The sequence below is a fragment of the Flavobacterium sp. R1_16 genome (genome assembly GCF_057652095.1).
In genome coordinates this window covers 337,115-356,088 of the sequence record NZ_JBYFCG010000001.1, presented here as the reverse complement: position 1 = coordinate 356,088, position 18,974 = coordinate 337,115, and the positions used below count along the sequence as shown (strand labels likewise).

Genomic DNA, 18,974 nt, shown 5'->3' with positions numbered 1-18,974 from the left:
TACTTCATAAAAAAAGGTCTCAATTAGTTGAGACCTTTTTTTTATAGAGTATTATTTCAATTTTTTCTTAACAGCAATCTCTTGGAATGCTTCAATCGTATCGCGTTCCTCAATATCATTATAGTTCTTTATTTGAATACCACAATCATATCCTTTAGAAACTTCTTTCACATCGTCTTTAAAACGTTTTAAAGCCAATAGTTCCCCGGTGAATACGACTACTCCCTCACGAATAATTCTAATCTTAGAATTTCTTGTAATTTTACCATCTACTACCATACAACCAGCAATAGATCCCACTTTAGATATTTTGAAGATTTCTCTAATTTCAGCTGTTCCAGTAATTTCTTCTTTCATTTCTGGAGAAAGCATTCCTTCCATCGCATCTTTCAAATCATCAATCGCGTCGTAGATGATAGAGTAATTTCTTATGTCAATTTCTTCTTTATCAGCTAATTGTCTTGCATTTCCTGCAGGACGAACATTAAATCCAATAATGATAGCATCTGATGCAGAAGCTAACATTACATCCGTTTCTGTAATAGCTCCAACTCCTTTGTGTATAATATTGATTTGAATCTCTTCTGTAGACAATTTGGAGAATGAATCCGACAACGCTTCTACAGAACCATCAACGTCACCTTTTAGGATAATGTTTAATTCTTTAAATTGTCCTAAAGCAATACGACGACCAATTTCTGCTAAAGTAATGTGGCGTTGGGTTCTAACTGATTGCTCTCGCATTAACTGAGTACGTTTGGCAGCTATAGCTTTTGCTTCTCTCTCGTCTTCAAAAACATTAAATTTATCACCAGCAGTAGCAGCACCATCTAAACCTAAAACAGATACTGGAGTTGATGGACCCGCTTCTTTTACAACATGTCCTCTTTCGTCATGCATGGCTTTTATTTTACCATGATGTTTACCAGCAAGCATGTAATCACCAACTCTTAGCGTTCCGTTTTGAACAAGAATGGTAGAAACATACCCTTTACCTTTGTCTAAAAATGCTTCAACAACAGTTCCAGAAGCGGGTTTGTTAGGATTTGCTTTTAAATCTAAAATCTCGGCTTCTAATAGGACTTTTTCTAATAATTCTTTTACGCCCGTACCTGCCTTAGCAGAAATATCATGCGATTGGATTTTTCCACCCCAATCTTCAACCAATAAATTCATCCCTGCTAATCTTTCTTTGATTTTCTCAACATTAGCATTTGGTTTATCAATTTTATTAATTGCAAAAATAATTGGAACACCAGCCGCCTGAGCATGACTAATTGCCTCTTTAGTTTGTGGCATTATATCATCGTCTGCAGCAATCACAATAATAGCTATATCTGTAACTTGAGCACCACGAGCACGCATAGCAGTAAAGGCTTCGTGACCAGGTGTATCTAAGAAAGCTATTTTCTGACCGTTATCTAAAGTAACCCCATACGCTCCAATGTGCTGCGTTATTCCTCCAGATTCTCCAGCAATAACATTTTCTTTACGAATATAGTCCAACAAAGAGGTTTTACCATGGTCAACGTGCCCCATTACGGTAACAATTGGCGCTCTATTTACCAAGTCTTCTTCTTTGTCTTCAACAACTTGTATTGCGTCCTCAAGTTCTGTTGTGGTAAACTCAACATCATAACCAAACTCGTCTGCTACAATAGTTAAAGTTTCTGCATCCAGTCGTTGATTCATGGTAACCATAATCCCAAGTGACATACAAGTTCCTATCACTTTTGTAATTGGTACATCCATCATTGTTGCAATTTCACCAACTGTAACAAATTCTGTTACTTTTAATGTCTTGCTACCTTCCTCAATCGCTCTTTGCTCATCATCTGATTTTTGACGATGCGTTTCTCTTTTATCACGACGGTATTTTGCAGCCTTAGATTTACCTCCTTTTCCTTGAAGTTTTTCAAGGGTTTCACGAATTTGATTTTTTACTTCTTCCTCGGTAGGCTCCACTTTAGCAACAATAGCGGGTCTATTTCCTTTTACAAATCCTGGTCTAGCACCTTTATTGACTCCTGCAGAACCACCTGTGTTTGGTGTAATTTTATTTGGGTTATTCCCTCCATGTTGAGATGTTCCTCCTCCAACTCTAACTTCTCCTGGCTTTGTTGGAATACGTTTCCTCTTATTTTTAGCAGCGTTAGAATTTGGATTTCCAGGAGGATTAGTACCTGGTTTATTAGGAGTTATCTTGGGTTCTTCCTTTTTCTTTTTTGGCTTATTAAACTGAGATAAATCTATAGTTTGACCTGTCAAGGTTGCTCCTGATAATTTTTGATATTGTGTTGTTATTGATTCTTCAGCCTGAATTTCTTTTGAGATTTCTTCCTTAACAACAGGCGCTTCAGATGTATTTCTATCTAAAACTTCTTCTTTTTTAGATTCTTTAGATATTGATTTTTCTACTTCAATTTTGGAAGAAGTTTCAGAGGCAAGAGGTTTTGCAACAGGACTAACTGGTTTTTGAGGATTCAAATCGATAGTTCCCACTTGTTTTGGCGCTGTAATTACTGCTTTTGCCTTGATTACTTCTAATCTTTGACGCTCCTCGTCTTGTTTGCGTTTTTCTTCAATCTCTCTCTCTCTTTCAATACGTAACGCCTCTTTTTCTTTTCGCTTTTCTTCGCCAACTTCTTTAGAAGCCTCTTTATTCCCTTTATCGCCTGCAAATTGATTTTGAAGGATACCAAATTCTGCTTCTGAAATTTTTGCGTTTGGATTGGATTCAATAGCAATCCCTTTATCTTTAAGATAATCCACAGCTCTTTCAAGCGAAATATTCAACTCCCTTAAAACCTTGTTAATTCTTATTACTCTCTCTTCAGACATAAAATCTTTTTAATATTATCTTTTTGTTGTTGTGTTGTTAGAAGACTTAGATTAAGCATTAAACTCTTCTTTCAAAATACGCATCACGTCTAGGATTGTTTCTTCTTCAAGATCAGTTCTTCTCACTAAATCATCTACATCTTGTTTCAAAATACTTCTTGCTGTATCTAAACCAATTTTTGCAAATTCATCAATTACCCATCCGTCAATTTCATCAGAAAACTCTGTTAATTCAACATCATCTTCTTCTTCAGCAACATTTCCTTCTCTGATAACATCCAACTCATAACCAGTCAATAAACCTGCTAACTTAATGTTGTGCCCACCTCGACCTATTGCTTTAGAAACCTCCTCTAACTTTAAGAAAACCTCAGCTCTTTTGGTCTCTTCATTAATTTTAATTGACGAAACTTTTGCTGGACTTAATGCTCTAGTTATGTATAACTGAATATTATTGGTAAAATTGATAACGTCTATGTTTTCGTTACCTAATTCACGAACAATTCCGTGAATACGAGAACCTTTCATTCCCACACAAGCTCCTACTGGATCAATTCTATCATCATAGGAATCTACAGCTACTTTTGCTTTTTCACCAGGGATTCGAACTACTTTTTTCACCATTATTAATCCATCAAAAACCTCTGGAATTTCTTGCTCAAACAATTTTTCTAAGAACTTTTCAGAAGTTCTAGACATAATAATTTGAGGTTTATTTCCTTTAAGCTCAACACTTTCAATAATTCCACGAACGTTATCTCCTTTTCTAAAAAAATCTGATGGTATTTGTTTTTCTTTTGGTAAAACAATTTCATTTCCTTCATCGTCTACCAAAATTACAACTCTTGGCCTAACATGATGTACTTCAGCAGTATAAATTTCGCCTATCAAATCTTTAAATTGTTTGTAAAGATTGGTATTGTCGTGCTCATGAATTTTAGAGATTAAATTTTGACGCAAAGCCAAAATTGCCCTTCTCCCTAAATCAATCAACTTTACTTCTTCAGAAACTTCTTCACCTATTTCAAAATCTGGTTCGATTTTTCTAGCCTCAGTTAAAGTTATCTCTTCATTTTCCAAATCCAAATCATCATCAGCAACGATAACTCTTCTTCTCCAAATTTCCATATCTCCTTTATCTGGATTGATAATGATATCAAAATTATCATCGGAACCGAATTTTTTCTTCAATGCATTTCTAAATACATCTTCTAAAATTGCCATAAGCGTTACACGGTCTATGAGTTTATCGTCTTTAAACTCTGAAAACGAATCGATTAATGCTAAATTTTCCATGCTAACTCTTTAATTAAATGTTACTGTAACAATTGCTTCTTTTATTTCTAAGTAGGGTATCTCCTGTTTTTTTTGAACCGTTTCTTTACCCTTTCCGTTTTTTTTAGGCTCTCTAGCTTCCCAAACTAAAGTAATAAACTCATCATTTGCATCTACCAACTGCGCCTCTATTGTCTCGCTGGCCAATTTCACTATTAGTGTTCTTCCAACGTTTTTTTTATACTGTCTAATCATTTTCAACGGAGAGCCTACCCCTACCGAGGCAACTTCTAGAGAAAAATCTTGTTCTTCGCGATCTAAGTTGTACTCTATTGCCCGACTAATATCGATACAGTCTTGTAAAATTACTCCATTATCTCCATCTAAAGTTACAATAATTTTAAAATTGTCAGTAATCGTCAGGTCAATCAAAAAAACTGATGGTTTTTCTGACAATGCTACGTTAACTAAATTAAATACTTTTTCCTTAAATGTCATATTTTATAAAAAGAGGCACGCAATGCGTGCCTCATTATTTAGTTTTTTTATTAAATAACAGTGCAAATATAGTGTTTTTTTTATAAATAAAAAAATCATTGTTAGATCTAAAAAAAATATTATCTTTATAATTATTTTAATCAACTAAATTTTAAACACTTTCTTACACTTTTAATTATGAAAAGAATTCTTGTTCCTACTGACTTTTCCGACCATGCTGAATATGCTTTGCGAGTTGCCGCTCAAATTGCAAGAGAAAACAACAGTGAAATTGTTTTGTTACACATGTTAGAACTACCTCATCAAGCCAGCGATGCTGTTGGAAGTGGACACGATATTCCAGAAATCATGTTTTTTAAAAATAAAGTAATCAGCAACCTTGAAGAATTGATGGATGTAGATTATCTAGAAGGAATAACAGTATCTGAAATCATTCAATTTGAAAAAGCTTTTGAAGGTATATTAGCAGTGAGCAAAACCAATAATATTGATTTTATTGTAATGGGTTCTCATGGATCTGGAGGATTTCAGGAGATGTTTATAGGTTCTAATACCGAAAAAGTGGTTCGTTTTTCTGATGTTCCTGTCTTAGTTATTAAAAACAATATGGATAATTTCAAGGCTGATAATTTTGTTTTTGCGTCTGATTTTTCTCAAGAAATCAAGAAACCTTTTAAACAACTTCTAGAAATTGCAGGTTTGTTTAACTCTAAACTAAACCTAGTTATGATTAATACCCCTAGCAGCTTTAAACCAACGCATGTTGCAGAAAAAATCATGAATGATTTTATTAAAGAATTTAATTACCCCAATTATTCTTTACATATATATAATGATGTGAACGTAGAGAAAGGGATTTTAAATTTTGCCAACAGCGTTCAGGCCGATTTAATAGGAATGTGTACACATGGAAGGAGAACAGGATTTGCACACTTCTTCAACGGAAGCGTTAGTGAAGATTTAGTTAATCATGCGATTAGACCCGTTATTACTTTCAAAATATAGTTTTCAAACTATTAAAAACAAAAAAACTCCTCAAATAATTGAGGAGTTTTTTTTGTTGGTCTACTAGGACTCGAACCTAGAAAGACGGCACCAAAAACCGTAGTGTTACCATTACACCATAGACCATTTCCATTGCTGTTAAGCGAGTGCAAATTTAATACAAATTTTATTTTAAGCAACTATTTATTCATTTTTATTGAAAAAACTTTTTTACTCACATCCTTCTCAATGCAGGTTGAGTAGAATCTATTTTGGTTTTAGAATTTTTTGTTAATCCATATCGCTTTCGGTAAAAAAATAGTTTCTTTGTAATCTAAAAATATCTTTTACTCGTATGATTACATTTAACTTCAACAAATGGAATACTATCCTAGGTTGGTTTGCTTTTTCAATTGCGTTAGTAACTTATTCACTTACAGTAGAGCCCACGATGAGTTTCTGGGATTGTGGCGAATATATTGCAACCGCAGCAAAATTAGAAGTTGGTCACCCCCCGGGGGCTCCTTTATTCCAAATGATAGGAGCTTTTTTTGCAATATTTGCTACTGATGCTACTAAAATTGCCTTGATGGTAAATATGATGTCCGTTTTTTCTAGTGCGTTTACCATTTTATTTATGTTTTGGTCTTCGACCATGATTCTAAAAAAATTAATTTCTTCTTTTTCTGAAATTAATACAAGTAATGAAATAGTTATACTAGGAGGCTCATTTGTGGGTGCTATGGCATTTACATTCTCTGACAGCTTTTGGTTTAACGCTGTCGAAGCCGAAGTTTATGCGATGGCTACTTTGTTCATATCCCTTTTATTTTGGCTCGGATTACGATGGGAACAGGACATGCATACTCCAAGAGGAAACAAATGGCTTCTCATTATTAGTCTTCTAATCGGACTTTCTTTTGGTGTGCACTTTATGGCATTATTAACGATTCCTTCTATTGGTTTTTTATATTATTTCAAACATTACAAGACGATTACAATAAAAAATTTCATAATTGCAAACATTGTTGTTGTCTCTATTCTATTATTTATCTTTAAATTATTACTTCCTCTAACAATGGCTTTTTTCGGTAAAACCGAAATCTATATGGTTAATAATTTAGGATTGCCTTTTGATTCAGGAACCATTTTTGTTTTTCTGCTTTTTGTAGCTTTCTTTTATTTTGGTTTAAAATACACCAAAGAAAAAAGATATATTTTCTATAACACTATTATTCTTTGTATTCTATTTATTCTTATTGGATTTTCCACTTGGATGATGTTACCCATTAGAGCTAACGCCAATACCGTAATTAATGAAAACAAACCATCGGATGCAGCAGAAGTTTTAGCCTATTATAACAGAGAGCAATATGGTGTTAACCCTCTGTTTTATGGGCCACAATACACCGATTCCTTTGTGGGCTTGGATGAAGATAATCCTTATTTAGACAAAGCTCCCAATTATGAAAGAGATTACAAAACGGGAAAATATATCATTACCAATAACTATAAAAATGCAGAGCAAAATAGCGATGACAATCAAAAAGCGATTCTTCCGAGATTGTGGAGCACGGAACACATAGAAAATTACATGAATTTTACAAATGTTCCTGAATTCAAAATCAAACCTGAATATTTAGAAGAGAAAGAATTAGTTGATATTATTTCTGAATTTAGAAAAGCATATGCCGCAAAAGATATCGACAACGAAGGCTATATATCGTTTTTGAAAAGCTATGGTGAATACTTAATCATTGAAAAACCAACTACATGGGACAATCTAAGTTTTATGTTTGAGTACCAGTTTGGGTATATGTATTGGAGGTATTTGATGTGGAATTTCACAGGAAGACAAAATGATATTCAAGGAAAATATGACAATCTTGACGGAAATTGGCTCAGCGGAATACAGTTTATCGATGAAATCCATTTGGGCTCTCAGGAAAATCTACCCACTGACGTATTAAACAACAAAGGGAGAAACATGTATTTCTTTCTACCGTTTTTGTTGGGAGTTATTGGATTAATCTATCATGCCAATAAAGACCTTAAAAGTTTTTATGTTCTTTTAGCATTATTTTTATTTACTGGCTTGGCTTTAAAAATATATTTGAACGAAAGACCTTTTGAACCAAGAGAAAGAGACTATGCCTTAGTTGGTTCCTTTTATGTGTTTTCCATTTGGATTGGATTTGGAGTATATGCCATTTATGACTATCTAAAAAGTTATTTAAAACCTACTATCGCAGGGTCTGCAATCATTGGTATAAGTATGTTAGCGGCTCCTGTACTTATGGCAGCTCAAAACTGGGATGATCACGATAGATCAGAAAGATACACTGCAATAGCTATGGCAAAAAACTATTTAAATTCTTGCGAACCAAATGCCATTTTATTTACTATTGGAGACAACGACACCTTCCCTTTATGGTATGCTCAAGAAATTGAAAAGGTTAGAACCGATGTAAAAATTGTAAACACCAGTCTTTTCATGACCGATTGGTATATTGACCAGATGAAAATGAAAACGTATGATTCTGATGGTTTACCTATTTCTTTTACGCATGAGCAATATGTAGGAGACAAACTAGACTATGCTATTCATAACCCAAAAACAGAAAACCGCTGGGATATTAACGATTTGTTGAAGTTTATTGGTAGCGATGACCCTCAAACAATTGTCGAAATGCAAAATGGACAAAAAATACATTTTTATCCAACCGACAAAATCCGTATCCCTGTTGACAAAAACGAGATTATCAAAAACAAAGTTGTAAGTCCAAAAAATTATGACTCCATTGTTCCTTATATCGACATTCAAATAAAAGGTTCTGCTTTATACAAAAACAGACTAATGATGTTAGATGTACTTGCAAATAACAAATGGAAAAGACCTATCTATTTTACCGGAGGAAGTTTTGGCGATGATGATTATTTATGGATGAAAGATTATCTTCAGCTTGAAGGATTAGTATACAAATTAGTTCCTGTTAGAACTCCCATCCCTAAAGACGGAAGTCCACTAGACATGGGTCAAATTGACTCTGATAAAATGTACAATATTGTTATGAAATGGGATTGGGGCAATGGCGAATCACACACTATTTATCACGATCCAGAAACTAGAAAAAATAGTATTTCTTATCGTTCTAATCTGTCTCGATTAATGCAAAAATTAATTGATGAAGGGAAAATTGATAAAGCAAAAAAAGTGATTCATTTAGCGATGACTAAAATGCCATTAGATTATTACGGCTATTATTCTTTGGTTGATCCTTTTGCTGGTGGCTATTACCAAGTTGGAGAAACTGCTAAAGCACGTCAACTACTGGAACAATTGATGACAAAATACAAAGAAAACTTAAAGTATTACAATACATTAAAACCAACAGAGCAAAGTTATATTGTAATTGATATTGTAACCGACATTGAACGATACAGAGGTTTACTTGAAGTAATGAAAGATAATGGCGATTTGGATTTCTACAATAAAAACGCTCTAATTTTCAACAATTACAACAAAATGTTTGAACGATTTGGAAGGGATAATGAAGGAATCGACGACAACAACAATGTATCAGGTGAAAAAGACAGTATTCAAAAATCAGATTCAACCAATAACACATCAAAATAGATTATCCCTTTTTTAAAGTAATCCCCAACACAATAAAAGTAGTGTTATTGAAAAATAGCACTACTTTTTTTATTTTTGATTTGAAATCACAAGTGACATGAAATTCTATTGGATAAAAACGAATCAATTGATAAAAATAATTTTTAAGAATTATGTTTGGGATATTCCTAATAACGAAAATAAAATATATCTTACCTTCGACGATGGACCAACGCCTGAGGTAACAGAATGGACGTTATCTCAATTAAAAAAATATAATGCTAAGGCTACTTTTTTTTGTATTGGCAACAACATTGAGAAACATCCAGACATTTTTAATAAAATAATAGAAGACGGGCATTCTATAGGGAATCACACTTTTCATCATTTAAATGGTTGGAAAACAAAAACAGAAGAGTATTTAGACAATGTCAATTTGTGTAACAATCAAATTCAGAAAACTACAAATCACCCAATTAATTCAACTATTTTTAGACCTCCTTATGGCAAAATAAAATCAAATCAGGCTAAAAAAATCAAACAACTAGGCTATAAAATAATACAATGGGATGTTTTAAGTGCAGACTTTGACAATACTATATCAGTTGAAGATTGTTTAGAAAACGTACTTTCAAATATCAAAAAAGGAAGTATCGTTGTTTTTCACGATAGCTTAAAAGCCCGTAAAAACCTCGAATATGTACTTCCAAAAACACTTGATTTTCTTGTACGAGAAGGATATAATTTTGGAACAATAACTTAAATCTGGTCTTGAACTAGGGCTATAATTGTATTGGCGTCCAACTCTCCTGATTGTCTCCAAATCATTTGCCCTTCTTTATAAATCATTAATGTTGGTAGGCCCTTAATCCGTAAAGCATCTGCCAATTCTTGATTTTTATCAACATCAATTTTAATCACTTTTGCTTTATCGCCAAGTGCAGCCGCTACATCTCTAATAACTGGATGCATTGATACAGAAGAATCGTTCCACTCAGTGTAAAAATCTATTAACACAGGAACTTGAGCATTTATAAGTTCACCAAATTTTGACATAAAACCAAAAAATTTAATTTCTAAACCCTTATAATTAAGATATTACAATACAAATGTAGCACTTTTAACGAATTATGCTACTTTTTCTCCTTTTTTTAGTTGAATGACCGTTATTTCGGGCATAATACCTACTCTACCGGGATAGGCATGAAATCCGAATCCTCTGTTTACATATACGTACCTTCCTAAGTTCTCGTATAATCCTGCCCATTGTTTGTAAACATATTGAGCCAAACTCCATTTAAAATAGCCCGGAATTTCAATCCCAAGTTGCATCCCATGTGTATGCCCTGATAATGTTAAATGAAAATGTTTGTCATCATGCTGAACAACATGATCCCAATGACTAGGATCGTGACTCATGAGAATTTTGAAATCTTGTTTAGTAAGGTGTTGCGATGCCTTGTTCAAATCACCGGCTTGTTTGAAATTATGTCCCCAATTCTCAACTCCTACCAACGCAATTTTATCTTTGCCCTTTTGTATGAAAGTATGCTCATTAAGTAGCAAAGTAAACCCAATTTGTCCGTATAGATTTTTTATGGCTTGAAAATTATCATCTTTGGCAGCTTGAGACGGCCAAGTCACATATTCACCATAATCATGATTACCCAAAACCGAGTATTTCCCATATTCATGCTTTTTTATTCTATTAAAAGTATCTATCCATGGATGCATTTCTTTGGCATGAGTATTAACAATATCTCCAGTAAATACTATCATATCTGAATTTTGCTCGTTGACCAAATCAATTGCGTAATTAATTTTTTCAAAATTATCGAAACTACCACTGTGCACATCTGATATTTGAGTAATTGTAAAACCATCAAAAGCATCTGGCAAATCGGGGAAAAATATTCGTTGTTTGATAACCTTATAATTGTATTTCCCTATCGTCATTCCGTATATAAGAGACAAAAATGGAATTGCAGCGATTCCTAAACCTATTTGACTTACAAATTTTCTTCTTGAACGAAGAAAATTTGTATTATCCGATTCAATAAAATAATTTATTGAGCCCACACAAACTCTATAAATATCTTCTCCAAAAAGTACTAAAGTGATCACAATCTTAGGTAAATAAACCAAAAGCATTAAACCCATCGTGAACATGGTTTGTTTCGTTTGACCTACAGAGCGATCAAATTGGGTAAAAGAATAAATTATAAATAAGAATATTAATAAACTTATAAATTGATAAGATAAAAGAATCCATCTCACCCTGACTAAAGTTTTTATCGCCTGAAATGCATAAAACTCTATCAGTAGAAAAATAAACGCAATAAAAATAAAACGAAAAATCATGAGGTAAATTTAGAGCAAATTAACAAATTAATAAAGTGCAAAAATCTTTATTAATTAAAATTTAACTCTATAACAAACTTTAAAATTGGTTTCCTTATTTTTACATCATAAATATTTTCCTCATACCCATATACAATTCATTATGTCAATTCAAAAACGTCTTTTCCTGCTTGATGCTTATGCCTTAATTTTTCGCGGTTATTATGCTTTTATCAAAAATCCTCGTATCAACTCAAAAGGAATGGACACATCTGCCATTATGGGATTCATGAATTCATTAATGGATGTTATTAAACGCGAAAAACCAGATCATTTAGCAGTTGCTTTTGATAAAGGCGGAAGTGATTATCGTTTTGAAATGTATAAAGAATATAAGGCCCACCGAGACGAAACTCCAGAAGCCATCAAAATAGCCGTCCCATACATTCAAGAATTACTAAAAGCCATGCATATTCCCATCATAGAAAAAGCAGGTTTTGAGGCCGATGATTTAATTGGAACTTTAGCAAAACAAGCTGAAAAAGAAGGCTATCAGGTATTCATGGTAACTCCAGATAAAGATTTTGCTCAATTGGTTTCTGAAAATATTTTTATGTACAAACCCGCTCGAATGGGCAATGACATTGAAATATGGGGTGTTCCCGAAGTTTTAGCCAAATTTGAGATAGAAAGACCAGAACAAGTAGTAGATTTTCTAGGAATGATGGGTGATTCAGCCGATAATATTCCCGGATTCCCCGGTGTTGGCGAAGTTACGGCTAAAAAGCTGCTCAAGGAATTTGGCTCTATAGAAAATCTTCTGGACAACACTGATAAACTCAAAGGTGCTTTAAAAGATAAAATTGAAAACAACAAAGAACTGGGTATTCTTTCTAAAAAGTTAGCTAGAATTTTGCTTGATTGCCCTGTAACATTCGATGCCACTGATTATGAACTATCAAAACCTGATGTTGAAAAAACCGATGCATTATTTAATGAACTAGAATTTCGTCAAATGAAGGCACAATTCGATAAGTTTTTCGGAACTGGAAAAGAATATGACGAAATTGACTCCAACGGAAACACTTCAGAAATTGAAAGCGATACATCAAAACCCATAAAAAAAGTAACTCCTAAAAATGAAAATCAATTTGATTTATTTGGCTTCTCAGATGAAGAAAATGATGAACCAAAGTCAAATTCATACTATGCCACTTTAGAAACAACCAATCACAACTATCAAATTATTCAAGGTGATTTAGGTATAAAATTGTTTTTGCAAAATTTGAATAATCAAACTTCTGTGTGTTTTGATACTGAAACAACAGGAATTGATGCATTAAATGCCGAATTGGTTGGAATGTCGTTCGCCTGGGAAAAAGGAAAAGCATTCTATGTCCCTTTTCCTGAAGACAAAGAAAGTGCGCAAGCCTTGGCTGACAAATTCAAACCTTTTTTCGAAAATGAAGCTATTGAAAAGATTGGTCAAAACGTAAAATATGATTTGAAAGTAGTATCGAAATACGGAATTCAAATTAAAGGAAAATTATTCGACACCATGATTGCCCATTATCTAATTAATCCTGATATGCGTCATAATATGGATGTTTTAAGTGAAACCTATTTAAAATATTCTCCAAAATCCATAGAAGATTTAATTGGTAAAAAAGGCAAAAATCAAAAATCAATGCGAGATGTTGCATTGGAAGAAATCAAAGAATATGCTGCCGAAGATGCCGATGTTACCTTGCAACTGGCAGCCATTTTTAATCCAATTTTAGACAAAGTAGAAACGAAAAAACTATTTGAAGAAATCGAAATTCCGTTAATTCCAGTTCTAGCTGCCATGGAATTAGAAGGCATTAATCTTGATAAAGATTTCTTAAAGAAAATGTCTGTCGAAATGGCAAAAGAAAGTTCAGAATTAGAACAAAAAATTTATGAAACCGCAGGCGAAAAATTCAATTTAGCTTCACCAAAACAATTGGGTGACGTTTTGTTTGACAAACTGCAACTTGGAGGTACCAAACAAAAGAAAACCAAAACGGGTCAATATGCTACTGGCGAAGAAGTACTTTCTTATTTGGCAAATGAACATCAAATAGTAAAAGATATTTTAGAATGGCGTCAAATGGTGAAATTGCAAAGCACTTACATTGATGCATTACCCAACCAAGTTGATGCAACCACAGGCAGAGTACATACAGATTACATGCAAACTGTGGCAGCTACTGGTCGATTGAGCTCTAATAATCCTAATCTTCAAAACATTCCTATTCGAACCGAACGTGGTCGATTAATTAGAAAAGCATTCATAGCTCGTGATGAAAATTACACCTTGCTTTCAGCCGATTATTCACAAATAGAACTCCGAATTATTGCCGCATTATCTGGTGAAGATAATATGATTAAAGCCTTTCAAAACCACGAAGATATCCATAAAAGTACCGCTGCAAAAGTATTTAATGTGGCTTTAGAAGAAGTAACTAAAGAACAACGTAGCAATGCCAAAACAGTAAACTTTGGAATCATATATGGTGTTTCTGCTTTTGGATTAAGCAATCAAACCGATTTATCAAGAAGTGAAAGTGCTGCTTTAATAGATGCCTATTATAAAACCTATCCAAGGTTGAAATCTTTTATTCAGGAACAAATTGACTTTGCCAGAAGCCATGGCTATGTGCAAACGGTTTTAGGAAGAAGAAGGTATTTGAAAGACATTAACTCTGCCAATGCCGTAGTTAGAAGTGCTGCCGAGAGGAATGCCGTCAACGCACCAATTCAAGGAAGTGCAGCTGATATTATCAAAATTGCCATGATAAATATTCACAGAAAACTAACTTCCGAAAACTGGAAAAGCAAAATGCTATTGCAAGTTCATGACGAATTGGTTTTCGACGTCCACAACAGCGAATTAGAGAAAATCCAACCCATGATTAAATATGAAATGGAAAATGCATTTACACTAGCAGTACCATTGGAAGTGGAAATTGGTAGTGGAAAAAATTGGCTTGAAGCGCATTAAAAAACTTACAGCTTTCTAGTAGATTCTCGCTGTCTTAATTCTGTTTTAATAACCGTTGTTTTGTGCTTGTACTCTTCATCCTTGCTCTCCAGTTCTGCAATAAGTAATTTTGCAGCTGCTTCACCTATTTCCGGACCATGTTGACTTACTGTAGATAAACTTGGAGACAATCTTCTAGACCAAACACCATCGGCAAAACCTATAACCGACAATTCTTCTGGGATTTTGTAACCATTTTTTAAACCTAACTTAATTGCTGAAACAGAAGAGTGTTCATCAACTGCAAAAATTCCATCAATCTTATGTTTATCAAATAGCATTTGGGCTTTTTTATCAAAATCTTCCTCTGAATCTGTTAGGATTATGTTATCATTATTAACTTCAATACCATTCTTCTCAAGCGCTTTAAGATACCCTTGAGCTCTTAATTTACCCACGCTCAAATTATCTATAGATGAAAATAATGCAATTTTTTTGCACCCAGAATTGATTAAATGTTCAGTTGCGTTTACAGATGATTCAAAATCATCCACAATTACCTTGTCACAATTTACTTCTTCTGAAATCCTATCGAACATTACTATAGGTGTACCTTCATTGATAATATCATTAAAGTGGCTGAATTCGTTTAGTTTTTGAGCTTCTTCAGAAACCGACAAAATAAAACCATCAATGGTACCATTACTCAACATTTCTAAAGTGTTAATTTCTTTTTCTAGAGATTCGTTAGAAATACAGGTAATAACGTTATATCCTTTTTCTTCTGCCACTTTTTCGATTCCTGTGAAAACTTTCGCAAAGAATGAATTTAAAATATTAGGAATTATAACCCCTATCGTTTTTGTTTTTCTGTTTTTAAGATTTAGGCCTATTACATTAGGTTTGTAATTTTTTAATTTGGCATATTCCTTAACCTTTATCTTTGTTTGCTCACTAATTTCAGGACTGTCATTCAAAGCTTTAGAAACCGTTGAAACGGAAACATGAAGCTCTTTCGCAATTTGTTTTAATGTGGCTTTTGATTTCATCTTTTTAAATTTTATTTTTTAGCGGTAAAATATGTTATCGCTTTGAATCATCAGTGTTTGTTTGTTACAAACCTGTTTTTAATGGCGATTTCATAATACGCTATTTTGGAGTGTAAAAATAAGAAAACTTATTTGATTCCTTTCACTTGATAAGTAAAGCTTATGTTATTTTTACACATGCTATAAATAATTATCAGTAAAAAAACAGAATTTATAATTTAATAGTATTCAAGTTTTGTTTTTAATAATATCATCTGAAACTTTTCAAAATTTTAAATGAAAAAACCTTAAAAAAATCATTATAAAATTATGCCTTAAAATAATGACTGAAAGCTATTTGTATTTAAAATAAATATTTGTAGTTTTGCAACCCCTTTATTGGGGATGGAATGTTTAATTAAAAATATATTATGGACGCATTAAGCTACAAGACAAAGTCAGCAAGCAAAGCCACTGTTACTAAAGAGTGGTTAGTTGTTGATGCTGATGGTCATAACTTAGGTCGTCTTGCTTCTAAAGTCGCTATGATTTTAAGAGGTAAGTACAAGCCAAGTTACACACCACACGTGGACTGCGGTGATAACGTGATTGTTATCAACTCAGAAAAAATTAACCTTACAGGTACAAAAATGGATGACAAAATTTACATGCGTCATACAGGGTATCCAGGAGGACAAAGAACTTTAACTGCTAAAGTATTGCAAAGCAAAAACCCTGCATTATTGGTAGAGAAAGCAGTAAAAGGGATGTTACCTAAAAACAAATTAGGAGCAGAACTTTTCAGAAATTTAAATGTTGTTGTAGGTTCAGAGCACAAACAAGAAGCTCAAAAACCTAAAACAGTTAACCTAAACGATCTTAAGTAATGGGAGTAATTCACAAAATCGGAAGAAGAAAATGTGCTGTTGCGCGTGTTTATGTTTCAGAAGGAACAGGAAAAATCACCGTTAACAAAAAAGAATTTGCAACTTACTTTCCAACTGCAACTCTACAGTACAAAGTATTACAACCAATGTCTATGACAGAAAACGTAAACAACTTTGACGTAAAAGTAAATGTATACGGAGGTGGTTCAACTGGTCAAGCAGAGGCTGTTCGTATGGCTTTATCTCGTGCAATGTGCGAAGTAGGCGATGGTAACAGAGCTATCTTAAAACCAGAAGGATTATTAACTAGAGACCCAAGAATGGTAGAGCGTAAAAAATTCGGTCAGAAAAAAGCGCGTAAAAGATTCCAATTCTCTAAACGTTAATAGTATCCGTCTTGTCATTTGGGCAAGACATCAGATTAGTAATATTAAAAACAATGTTGTTGTTGTCCTGATTCATCAGGAAATTAGTTTAGCATCTAAATTTTTAAGACCATCGCAAGAGCTACTTAAAAATTGCTAATTCAACAGAACGTAAACTAAGAAAAAATGTCACAAAAAGTAGAAGTAAAAGAATTACTAGAAGCAGGTGTTCACTTTGGACACATGACTAGAAAATGGGATCCAAATATGGCTCCTTACATTTATATGGAACGTAATGGAATTCACATTATCAATCTATATAAAACTGCCGCTAAAATTGAAGAAGCTAATGAAGCTTTGAAAAAAATCGCTGCATCAGGTAGAAAAATCTTATTCGTAGCTACCAAAAAACAAGCAAAAGATATCGTTGCTGATAAAGCAAAAGCCGCTAACATGCCTTACATCACTGAAAGATGGCCAGGTGGAATGTTGACCAACTTTGTAACTATCCGTAAAGCCGTTAAGAAAATGGCTTCTATTGATAAAATGAAGAAAGACGGAACATTCATGACTCTTTCTAAAAAAGAGCGCTTGCAAGTAGATCGTCTTCGTGCTAAATTAGAAAAAAACCTAGGTTCAATCGCTGATATGTCTAGACTACCAGCTGCATTGTTCGTAGTAGATATAAAAGCTGAACATATCGCCATAAAAGAAGCACAAAAATTAAACATTCCAGTTTTCGCAATGGTTGACACGAATTCTGATCCACGTGAAGTAGATTATGTAATTCCAGCCAATGATGATGCTTCTAAATCAATTGATAAAATTTTAACTCTTGTTACTGCTGCAGTTATTGATGGACTTTCTAACAGAAATGCTGATACAACTCCAGAGGCTGAAGCAGATGCTGTAGAAGAAGTTGCTGCTGAGGAAGTTGCAGAAATTGTAGCTGAAGCTACAGAAGAGGCAGAAAAAACAGAAGAATAAATCTTATAAATTCCAAAAATTAAAATTCCAAACTCCAAAAATCGTTTCGGTTTGTTATTGGAATTTGGAATTTTAAAATTGGAATTTCTTTTTTTAATCAAATTAATCTTAAAATAAAAAAATGATGGCAACAATTACTGCTGCAGACGTAAATAAATTAAGAACAATCACTGGTGCTGGAATGATGGATTGCAAGAAAGCATTAGTGGAATCAGATGGAGATTTCGATTTAGCAATTGAAAACCTTCGTAAAAAAGGACAAAAAGTAGCTGCGAATCGTTCTGATAGAGAATCTACTGAAGGTGCTGCTATTGCTGCTATAAATGCAGATAAAACTTCTGGCGTAGTTATCACTTTAAACTGCGAAACGGACTTCGTTGGAAAAAATGAAGGTTTCGTAAAATTAGCAACAGACTTAGCTAATCAAGCTTTAAATTATGATTCTAAAGAAGCATTTTTAGCTTCTGATTTCAATGGAATTTCAGTTGCTGAAAAGTTAATTGAACAAACAGGTGTTATTGGAGAAAAAATAGAAATTAGATCTTTCGAAAAATTATCTGGTGCTTTTGTAGGTTCATATATTCATGCTGGAAACAAAATTGCAACTTTAGTTGCTCTTTCTGCTAATGTTGCTGGAGCTGATGAAGTAGCTAGAAACGTGGCTATGCAAGCTGCTGCAATGTCTCCGATTGCACTTGATGAAGCAGGTGTAGACGCTGATACTATTGCTAAAGAAATTGAAATTGCTAAAGACTTACTTCGTCAAGAAGGCAAACCAGAAGCTATGTTAGACAGTATTGCAAAAGGGAAACTAGCTCGTTTCTTTAAAGATAATACTTTAGTGAACCAAGATTATATTAAAGACAATAAATTAAGCGTTGCTGCTTATGTAAAATCTTTAGATAAAGATCTTGTTGTTACTGGTTTTAAAAGAGCTGCATTAGGATAATTTTCTTAATCATACAATACCAAATCCCATCTTACTATCATTTAAGATGGGATTTTTGTTTTACTTAACTTTTGTTGAAATCCAAAAAATAAAAAGTTAACCATTTATGTTTATTAATAATTCTAATTAAGGCACATATTAAAATTTTTAAACAATTAAGAGCTTTAAGAAAATTAAGTCTTAAGACCTGATTGCGAAAT

General features: G+C 33.3%; 14 protein-coding genes and 1 tRNA gene. 8 read left to right on the top strand and 7 right to left on the bottom strand.

Annotation, left to right across the window (positions count from 1 at the left end):
* Positions 1-51: 51 nt before the first annotated feature.
* From infB to rimP, 3 genes are read right to left on the bottom strand one after another with little or no spacing between them, the layout of a single operon-like run.
* Entirely contained in the window at positions 52-2,841 is a 2,790-nt protein-coding gene (gene infB / locus AC23L6_RS01560; protein ID WP_487560541.1) for a translation initiation factor IF-2, read from the bottom strand.
* A gap of 51 nt (positions 2,842-2,892) precedes the next feature.
* Entirely contained in the window at positions 2,893-4,137 is a 1,245-nt protein-coding gene (gene nusA / locus AC23L6_RS01555; RefSeq protein ID WP_487560540.1) for a transcription termination factor NusA, read from the bottom strand.
* 9 nt (positions 4,138-4,146) lie between these two features.
* Positions 4,147-4,614, bottom strand: coding sequence for a ribosome assembly cofactor RimP (rimP, locus tag AC23L6_RS01550; protein ID WP_487560539.1), 468 nt, complete (start codon positions 4,612-4,614; stop codon positions 4,147-4,149).
* A 177-nt stretch (positions 4,615-4,791) separates the two neighbouring features.
* On the opposite strand from rimP, the gene AC23L6_RS01545 reads away from it, so the two are divergent.
* Positions 4,792-5,619, top strand: a complete 828-nt coding sequence (locus tag AC23L6_RS01545) for a universal stress protein (protein WP_487560538.1) — start codon at positions 4,792-4,794, stop codon at positions 5,617-5,619.
* A 55-nt stretch (positions 5,620-5,674) separates the two neighbouring features.
* Here the strand turns inward: AC23L6_RS01545 and AC23L6_RS01540 are convergent.
* Positions 5,675-5,745, bottom strand: a tRNA-Gln gene (locus AC23L6_RS01540).
* A gap of 208 nt (positions 5,746-5,953) precedes the next feature.
* Between AC23L6_RS01540 and AC23L6_RS01535 the strand changes: the two genes are divergently transcribed.
* Both AC23L6_RS01535 and AC23L6_RS01530 read left to right on the top strand, forming a co-directional pair.
* Positions 5,954-9,235, top strand: a complete 3,282-nt coding sequence (locus AC23L6_RS01535; RefSeq protein ID WP_487560537.1) for a glycosyltransferase family 117 protein — start codon at positions 5,954-5,956, stop codon at positions 9,233-9,235.
* A 97-nt stretch (positions 9,236-9,332) separates the two neighbouring features.
* The gene (locus AC23L6_RS01530; protein ID WP_487560536.1) at positions 9,333-9,977 is read left to right on the top strand and encodes a polysaccharide deacetylase family protein; all 645 of its coding nucleotides are present in this window, start codon (positions 9,333-9,335) and stop codon (positions 9,975-9,977) included.
* Here AC23L6_RS01530 and AC23L6_RS01525 read toward each other — a convergent pair.
* Both AC23L6_RS01525 and AC23L6_RS01520 read right to left on the bottom strand, forming a co-directional pair.
* Positions 9,974-10,270 carry a thioredoxin family protein gene (locus AC23L6_RS01525; RefSeq protein WP_487560535.1) on the bottom strand — a complete coding sequence of 99 codons (297 nt, stop codon included), beginning with the start codon at positions 10,268-10,270 and terminating at the stop codon, positions 9,974-9,976. The two genes, AC23L6_RS01530 and AC23L6_RS01525, sit on opposite strands and share 4 nt — an antisense overlap.
* A 72-nt stretch (positions 10,271-10,342) precedes the next feature.
* Entirely contained in the window at positions 10,343-11,575 is a 1,233-nt protein-coding gene (locus tag AC23L6_RS01520; protein WP_487560534.1) for a metallophosphoesterase, read from the bottom strand.
* A gap of 142 nt (positions 11,576-11,717) precedes the next feature.
* Here AC23L6_RS01520 and polA point away from each other — a divergent pair, with 142 nt between their 5' ends.
* Complete coding sequence (gene polA, locus AC23L6_RS01515; protein ID WP_487560533.1) at positions 11,718-14,579, top strand: DNA polymerase I; 2,862 nt, start codon at positions 11,718-11,720, stop codon at positions 14,577-14,579.
* Between the two features lie 5 nt (positions 14,580-14,584).
* Here polA and AC23L6_RS01510 read toward each other — a convergent pair whose 3' ends face one another.
* Positions 14,585-15,607, bottom strand: coding sequence for a LacI family DNA-binding transcriptional regulator (locus AC23L6_RS01510; protein WP_487560532.1), 1,023 nt, complete (start codon positions 15,605-15,607; stop codon positions 14,585-14,587).
* A 410-nt stretch (positions 15,608-16,017) separates the two neighbouring features.
* Between AC23L6_RS01510 and rplM the strand changes: the two genes are divergently transcribed.
* The 4 genes from rplM (at position 16,018) to tsf (ending at position 18,774) form a co-directional block, all read left to right on the top strand.
* Positions 16,018-16,473: a 50S ribosomal protein L13 gene (gene rplM, locus AC23L6_RS01505; protein WP_487560531.1), complete on the top strand. Its 456-nt coding sequence runs from the start codon at positions 16,018-16,020 to the stop codon at positions 16,471-16,473.
* Complete coding sequence (gene rpsI, locus AC23L6_RS01500) at positions 16,473-16,859, top strand: 30S ribosomal protein S9 (RefSeq protein ID WP_487560530.1); 387 nt, start codon at positions 16,473-16,475, stop codon at positions 16,857-16,859. Before rplM ends, rpsI begins: the two co-directional genes overlap by 1 nt.
* A 165-nt stretch (positions 16,860-17,024) precedes the next feature.
* Positions 17,025-17,825: a 30S ribosomal protein S2 gene (gene rpsB / locus AC23L6_RS01495; protein ID WP_487560528.1), complete on the top strand. Its 801-nt coding sequence runs from the start codon at positions 17,025-17,027 to the stop codon at positions 17,823-17,825.
* A gap of 124 nt (positions 17,826-17,949) precedes the next feature.
* Positions 17,950-18,774 carry a translation elongation factor Ts gene (gene tsf / locus AC23L6_RS01490; RefSeq protein ID WP_487560879.1) on the top strand — a complete coding sequence of 275 codons (825 nt, stop codon included), beginning with the start codon at positions 17,950-17,952 and terminating at the stop codon, positions 18,772-18,774.
* Positions 18,775-18,974 lie beyond the last annotated feature (200 nt).

What these genes read in the sequence shown, in the direction of transcription:
- infB (WP_487560541.1), bottom strand. Translation starts at nt 2,841, where the DNA reads ATGTCTGAAGAGAGAGTAATAAGAATTAACAAGGTTTTAAGGGAGTTG.
- nusA (WP_487560540.1), bottom strand. Translation starts at nt 4,137, where the DNA reads ATGGAAAATTTAGCATTAATCGATTCGTTTTCAGAGTTTAAAGACGAT.
- rimP (WP_487560539.1), bottom strand. Translation starts at nt 4,614, where the DNA reads ATGACATTTAAGGAAAAAGTATTTAATTTAGTTAACGTAGCATTGTCA.
- AC23L6_RS01545 (WP_487560538.1), top strand. Translation starts at nt 4,792, where the DNA reads ATGAAAAGAATTCTTGTTCCTACTGACTTTTCCGACCATGCTGAATAT.
- AC23L6_RS01535 (WP_487560537.1), top strand. Translation starts at nt 5,954, where the DNA reads ATGATTACATTTAACTTCAACAAATGGAATACTATCCTAGGTTGGTTT.
- AC23L6_RS01530 (WP_487560536.1), top strand. Translation starts at nt 9,333, where the DNA reads ATGAAATTCTATTGGATAAAAACGAATCAATTGATAAAAATAATTTTT.
- AC23L6_RS01525 (WP_487560535.1), bottom strand. Translation starts at nt 10,270, where the DNA reads ATGTCAAAATTTGGTGAACTTATAAATGCTCAAGTTCCTGTGTTAATA.
- AC23L6_RS01520 (WP_487560534.1), bottom strand. Translation starts at nt 11,575, where the DNA reads ATGATTTTTCGTTTTATTTTTATTGCGTTTATTTTTCTACTGATAGAG.
- polA (WP_487560533.1), top strand. Translation starts at nt 11,718, where the DNA reads ATGTCAATTCAAAAACGTCTTTTCCTGCTTGATGCTTATGCCTTAATT.
- AC23L6_RS01510 (WP_487560532.1), bottom strand. Translation starts at nt 15,607, where the DNA reads ATGAAATCAAAAGCCACATTAAAACAAATTGCGAAAGAGCTTCATGTT.
- rplM (WP_487560531.1), top strand. Translation starts at nt 16,018, where the DNA reads ATGGACGCATTAAGCTACAAGACAAAGTCAGCAAGCAAAGCCACTGTT.
- rpsI (WP_487560530.1), top strand. Translation starts at nt 16,473, where the DNA reads ATGGGAGTAATTCACAAAATCGGAAGAAGAAAATGTGCTGTTGCGCGT.
- rpsB (WP_487560528.1), top strand. Translation starts at nt 17,025, where the DNA reads ATGTCACAAAAAGTAGAAGTAAAAGAATTACTAGAAGCAGGTGTTCAC.
- tsf (WP_487560879.1), top strand. Translation starts at nt 17,950, where the DNA reads ATGGCAACAATTACTGCTGCAGACGTAAATAAATTAAGAACAATCACT.